The organism is uncultured Cetobacterium sp. (assembly GCF_947039425.1).
Taxonomy (GTDB): Bacteria; Fusobacteriota; Fusobacteriia; order Fusobacteriales; family Fusobacteriaceae; genus Cetobacterium_A.
The window spans coordinates 1-4,335 of sequence record NZ_CAMQYW010000165.1; the positions used below are offsets into that span (position 1 = coordinate 1).

The 4,335-nt window shown below is 24.4% G+C and carries 6 protein-coding genes; 2 read left to right on the top strand and 4 right to left on the bottom strand.

Annotated features, from left to right (window positions below; genetic code table 11):
- The coding region (locus tag Q0V09_RS08320; protein WP_297488426.1) for a hypothetical protein at nt 1–181 on the bottom strand (181 nt) is incomplete at its 3' end.
- Nucleotides 165–728, bottom strand: coding sequence for a 6-carboxytetrahydropterin synthase (locus tag Q0V09_RS08325; RefSeq protein WP_297488428.1), 564 nt, complete (start codon nt 726–728; stop codon nt 165–167). The genes Q0V09_RS08320 and Q0V09_RS08325, both read right to left, overlap by 17 nt.
- 301 nt (nt 729–1,029) lie before the next feature.
- On the opposite strand from Q0V09_RS08325, the gene Q0V09_RS08330 reads away from it, so the two are divergent.
- Both Q0V09_RS08330 and Q0V09_RS08335 read left to right on the top strand, forming a co-directional pair.
- The gene (locus tag Q0V09_RS08330; RefSeq protein ID WP_297488431.1) at nt 1,030–2,292 is read left to right on the top strand and encodes a diguanylate cyclase; all 1,263 of its coding nucleotides are present in this window, start codon (nt 1,030–1,032) and stop codon (nt 2,290–2,292) included.
- 97 nt (nt 2,293–2,389) lie between these two features.
- Nucleotides 2,390–3,271: an SPFH domain-containing protein gene (locus Q0V09_RS08335; protein ID WP_297488434.1), complete on the top strand. Its 882-nt coding sequence runs from the start codon at nt 2,390–2,392 to the stop codon at nt 3,269–3,271.
- Nucleotides 3,272–3,317: 46 nt separating this feature from the next.
- Here Q0V09_RS08335 and Q0V09_RS08340 read toward each other — a convergent pair whose 3' ends face one another.
- Together Q0V09_RS08340 and Q0V09_RS08345 are read right to left on the bottom strand one after the other, a co-directional pair.
- Complete coding sequence (locus Q0V09_RS08340; protein WP_297488437.1) at nt 3,318–3,545, bottom strand: hypothetical protein; 228 nt, start codon at nt 3,543–3,545, stop codon at nt 3,318–3,320.
- Between the two features lie 20 nt (nt 3,546–3,565).
- Nucleotides 3,566–4,243 (bottom strand): hypothetical protein, encoded by a 678-nt coding sequence (locus tag Q0V09_RS08345; protein ID WP_297488439.1) that lies wholly within the window; start codon nt 4,241–4,243, stop codon nt 3,566–3,568.
- Nucleotides 4,244–4,335 lie beyond the last annotated feature (92 nt).

Sequence of the window (4,335 nt, forward strand, 5' to 3'; positions counted from 1 at the left end):
TTTCACCCGCACCACACTGCGGTATTTTGTGGTATTCACAATTTTGAGTTTTCAACTTATTATAATATTTTTTTACAAATAATTTCAACTTTTTTCTATTTTTTTGATTTTTTAGCATTTTTAATGCTATACTTTCCTTATAATAAAATAAATTAATTGAAAATTTATTTTTTATAACCACATTTAGAGCAAACACCATTTTTATCTAATGATATTCCACAAAGTGGGCAACGTTCAATATTGTTTCTTGTACTAAATTCAGCACATGCGACATTACATCCACTAATAAATGTTATTTTAGCGATATTTAATTTTTCATGTAATAAAGCATAAACAATCTTAATCATTCCTTCAACTGTCATTGTTTCTTTTGTAACAACTAAACGACAATCAGGATATGCTGTTGCAAGTTCAGTCTTAAATGCTGGACCTTTCATTGTATTCTGTGGTGCACCATCTTTAATACCTGTTTCTTCATATACTTTAAGTACTGCTGGTAAAAGTGGATCATCTTCTCTTAAAATAAGTGCGTGATCAAAGTTTTTTAAAACTTCCCAAGCTGTTTTTTGAATCTCATTACAAGGATATACCATATTTACACCTTCATTAACAGAATCTTCTACTTCAATACTTAGAGTTCCTGTATGTCCATGTAAATATTGTGCTTCGCCTCTAAATTTATAAAATCTATGGGCATATTGTAAATCAAATGTAGTTATACTTCTCATTAGTGTTCCTCCTTATTTTTTTCATTTCAATCTTGACCTCACCTTAACTCTTTTCTAAAAAAAATGCAAGGTTTTTTAAAAAAAATTAGAAAATCTAAAATTATCAACTTGCAATTTAAAATTATACTTCAAATTAAAAAATATCTTTTATTTTATAAATTTTTTTAAATCTAATCTCAAATATTATTCTAATTAAGTGATAACTATTTTCTTCAAAAATAAAAATATCCAATAATACTATAATTATGATATATTATATCTTTATCATTTATTTTATACAATATTAAGGAGAAATAATTCTATGCTTAAAAAATTTGTTATCTTATTTATTATTATCAGTTTTGTTAATTTTCAAATTGATAAAAAACATAATCAATTAGAATTAAATAAAATCAATGCAATTCTAGATTCTACAATTTCCAACTTACAAAAAACTATTTATAAATATTATTATATAACTCAAACATTAGATATTCTCGTAACAACTCATGAAAAAATTAATTATAATTCATTTTTAAAAAAAATATATTATGATAACAATGAATCATTAAAAAGTATTCAAATTGCACCAAATGGAATAATAAAATATTCTTATCCTTATTTAGAAAATAAAAAAGGTATGGTTAATTTACTGATTGATCCTAAAAGAAAAAAAGAAGTTAAATATACAATTAAAAATAAAACTCCTTATTTAAGTGGTCCATATAAACTATATCAAGGTGATATAGGATTAATTATAAGAAATCCTATTTTTTTTAAAAATAAATTTTGGGGACTTTCAATAATTATTTTCAATTTTAATTCTTTTATTAATGAATCAAATATTTTAGTTTTAAACAATGATTATAACTATAAAATAATCAATGAAAAAATAATTTATAGTAATAATGACATTAATATTAAAAACCCAATCAGTAAAGAATTTTATATCTTTAAAAATCAAAAATGGAAACTCATTATTTCCCCTAAAAATAAAATAGATTATTTCAAATGTTCCAGATATATGTTAGGAATATTATTTAGTTATTTAATCGCCTTAATTTTAAATAAAAATAAAATATTAAAAATACTAAATTCTAAAATCAAAATAAATTCTGAAATAGATAGTTTAACAAAATTATATAATAACAATAAATTTAATGAAGTTATTAATACATTTCTAAAAAAAGAAGATGCTTTTATTCTTTTTTATTTTGATTTAGATAATCTAAAAAAAATAAATGATACCTTTGGTCATAATTTCGGTGATAAATATATCATAGAATCTGGAAATGAAATAAAAAAAATACTAGATAAATATAATGGTATAACATTTAGAATAGGTGGCGACGAATTTTTAGGACTAATTAAATTAAATCTTGATATAAAAACTATTGATTTAATTATTAATAAAATTAAAGCAAATCATAATAATACACCTGTATTAGATAAACTAAATATAGTATCTTCAATAAGTTGTGGATATTCACTTTATCCACAGGAATCATATAAAAAAGAACAATTAATTAAAATTGCAGATAGAAGAATGTATGATGATAAAACAAATAAAAAAATATTGTTATAAATATATAATATACTTTTTTTAAAAAAATTTCTAATTCATTGCAATTTCATAGTATTTAAGTTATATTGTTTAGATATAATACTAATAGGAGGAAATAATGATATTTATATTTATTTTAATATTAATTGCTGCAATTCTTATTGCTTTACATGTACGAATAGTTTCTCAATCACAAGCTTTTGTTATAGAAAGATTAGGTGCATATCTCAATACTTGGGATGTGGGATTAAATGTTTTAGTTCCTTTTACCGATAGAATTTCAAAAAAAGTTTCTTTAAAAGAACAAGTTATTGATTTCCCTCCACAACCAGTTATAACAAAGGACAATGTAACTATGCAAATTGATACAGTTATATATTTTCAAATCACTGATCCAAAGTTATATACATATGGAGTTGAAAGACCATTAAACGCAATTGAAAATCTAACAGCAACAACTCTTAGAAACATAATCGGAGAAATGGAGCTGGATAATACTCTTACATCAAGAGACACTATCAATACAAAAATGAGAGCTATTTTAGATGATGCCACAGATCCTTGGGGAATAAAAGTAAATAGAGTTGAATTGAAAAACATAATGCCTCCTGAAGGAATTTTGGATGCTATGGAAAAACAAATGAAAGCTGAAAGAGAAAGAAGAGAATCAATTTTAAGAGCTGAGGGACAAAAAAAATCTGCAATTCTTATTGCTGAAGGAGAAAAAGAGTCCGCTATTTTAAGAGCTGAGGCTATTAAAGAAGCAACAATAAGAGAAGCTGAAGGAGAAGCTCAAGCCATAATAAATATACAAAAAGCTAATGCAGAATCTATTAAATTAATAAAAGAGGCTGGTGCAGATCGTGCTGTATTAACACTAAAGGCTATGGAAGCTTTTGTTAAGGTGGCCGATGGTCAAGCTACTAAAATAATAATCCCAAGTGAACTTCAAAGTGTTCTTACATTAGGAGAAATATTTCACGGGACAAAAAATAATTAAACAAAAACGAGGGGTTTAAATCCCTCGTTTTTCAATAATCAAGTTTTTAGTATGAAGATGTTGCTATCATTGTTCCAAAAATAAGCATCCATAATATAAAGCATATTACCATCATAACTAAACCTGAAATTAAAAAATTCTTTAAATTTAAGTTTGTTTTATCTGATACAAGCCATTTTATCCACATAATAATATTAACAAATGGAATCATCATTATTATTGTCACTTTTATCCAATCTTTTACACTCATAACTCTTTCTTGTTCCATTTTCATTTTATTCTCCTTGGTACTCTTTATTTTAAACCTTTATTTAAAATTTTATTTATTTTATCTAAATGCTTTTCTAATTCTAATCTTTTTTTCTCATCCAATCCTTCAATCACGCTAGATACTTCTAGAACTAAAAACTTATAATTTTCTATCTTAAATTGATTTTTGTTCTCTCCATTAACTAAAATTGCTTCCTCGATTTCGGTCGTCGGTCTGACCGACAACTCTTTTTCAGTTTCTTTAGCAACTTCAGATGGCTTTTTAGAATTAACAATTTCTAATATTTTCTCAGAATCAACTTGATCCTTTATTTTAGAAATACTTTTAATTGCTCTATTTGGAATAGAAAAAACTTTTTCTTCTTTCAATTCCAAATATAAATTATTTCTTTTTAAACACATATAAACAAAATCTTTCTTAAATCCTAACGATTCAAACCAAATCTTAAAAGTTCCACCATTACGATTAGCTAATAAGTCCTGAGCTTCTCCAAATATTTTTGATAATTCCATTGTATTTTTTGAAATTTCATTTGCATGATGAACTGCTTTTTTCTCACAGTTTATTAATTTATCTCTTGTTTCCAATTCGATAATTCCACATTTATCATAATCTATAATTGATACATAATTAGGAATATCTATTTGTTTTTTATCTTTTAATTCTGCTGTCCTTGCTTTTATTTTATCCATTACAGACATTCTATCAACTCCATAGCAACTTGATATATTATAACTTGAAACTCTTCTACATCTTTAGATTTAGTATCCCATATTGTTTTTCCATCTTCAAG

What these genes read in the sequence shown, in the direction of transcription:
- Q0V09_RS08330 (WP_297488431.1), top strand. Translation starts at nt 1,030, where the DNA reads ATGCTTAAAAAATTTGTTATCTTATTTATTATTATCAGTTTTGTTAAT.
- Q0V09_RS08335 (WP_297488434.1), top strand. Translation starts at nt 2,390, where the DNA reads ATGATATTTATATTTATTTTAATATTAATTGCTGCAATTCTTATTGCT.
- Q0V09_RS08340 (WP_297488437.1), bottom strand. Translation starts at nt 3,545, where the DNA reads ATGAAAATGGAACAAGAAAGAGTTATGAGTGTAAAAGATTGGATAAAA.
- Q0V09_RS08345 (WP_297488439.1), bottom strand. Translation starts at nt 4,243, where the DNA reads ATGTCTGTAATGGATAAAATAAAAGCAAGGACAGCAGAATTAAAAGAT.
- Q0V09_RS08325 (WP_297488428.1), bottom strand. Translation starts at nt 728, where the DNA reads ATGAGAAGTATAACTACATTTGATTTACAATATGCCCATAGATTTTAT.